We start from the raw sequence: 1,161 nt of genomic DNA on the forward strand, positions 1-1,161 counted from the left end.
CTTCCTGCTCGATTCGGATGTGACGACGGCGGGCCGTCACCCGGACGCCGACATCTTCCTCGACGACGTCACGGTTTCGCGCCGGCACGTCGAATTTCGGCGCACGGCGCGCAGCTTTGAGGTGGTCGACACCGGGAGCCTGAACGGCACCTACGTCAACCACGACCGTGTCGACAGCGTGGAGCTGAAGTCCGGTAATGAGGTGCAGATCGGCAAATTCCGGCTCACCTTTTACCTCAGCCCTGCCCGTACCGCAGGCAACGTCTGATATCGGGGCAGTTGCCGGTGGCCATGGCACAAGCCGAACGGCGCGGACCCCAGGTCCTGAACATCGGGGAGGTCCTGGCTCAACTGAGCGATGACTTCCCCACCATGACCGCGTCAAAAATCAGGTTTCTTGAAGAAAAGGGACTCATCAACCCGCAGCGGACCCCGGCGGGCTACCGGCAATACTCCGAGAGCGACGTCGAACGGCTCCGCTTCGTGCTGGCCCTGCAGCGCGACCAGTACCTGCCGCTGAAGGTGATCAAGGATTACCTCGACGCGATCGACCGCGGCGAACGCCCGGACAATCTGCCCCCGGGCGTCACGGTCTCGCCGCGGATCGTTTCCGCGGAACTTGCCTCGGAGCTGAACAATCGGGTGCGCATGCTCAGCGAAGAACAGCTGCGCGTCGAGTCCGGGGCCAGCGTCCCGTTGCTCGAGTCGCTCCTCAGCTTCGGCCTGATCGGGCATGTCAACGGAAGTTTCGACGAGCACGCCCTGCAGGTCGCCCGCGCGTGCGTGCAGCTGGAAAGCCACGGCTTGGAACCCCGCCACCTGCGGCCCTTCCAGGCGGCCGCGGACCGCGAATTCGGGCTCGTGGAACGGGCGGTGGGCACCCTGATGTCACGCAAGGACGCCGCCTCGCAGGCCCGCGCGGCCGAAGCGGCTCGGGAGATCAGCGAGCTCTGCCTCTCGCTGCACCGGGCCCTCGTCCAGGACCGCATCTCGAGGATGGACAGCTGATGATTGAGGTGGAAATCGTAGGCGTGCGGATCGAGCTGCCGTCCAACCAGCCACTCGTCCTGCTCAAGGAGCTGCACGGGGAGCGCCATGTACCCATCTGGATCGGCACCCCGGAGGCAAGCGCCATCGCCCTGGCCCAGCAGGGTGTGGTCC

3 protein-coding genes are annotated in these 1,161 nt (G+C 65.6%); all 3 read left to right on the forward strand.

Annotated features, from left to right (window positions below):
* A partial coding sequence (locus AB4Y86_RS19320; protein ID WP_441403733.1) for an FHA domain-containing protein occupies window positions 1-268 on the forward strand: 268 nt, incomplete at its 5' end.
* Window positions 269-291: 23 nt separating this feature from the next.
* Complete coding sequence (ftsR, locus tag AB4Y86_RS19325; protein WP_441403734.1) at window positions 292-1,008, forward strand: transcriptional regulator FtsR; 717 nt, start codon at window positions 292-294, stop codon at window positions 1,006-1,008.
* On the forward strand, window positions 1,008-1,161 hold a 154-nt coding region (locus tag AB4Y86_RS19330; RefSeq protein ID WP_441403735.1), incomplete at its 3' end, for a bifunctional nuclease family protein. The genes ftsR and AB4Y86_RS19330, both read left to right, overlap by 1 nt.

This window comes from Arthrobacter sp. 2YAF22_2 (assembly GCF_052114645.1).
Taxonomy (GTDB): Bacteria; Actinomycetota; Actinomycetes; order Actinomycetales; family Micrococcaceae; genus Arthrobacter.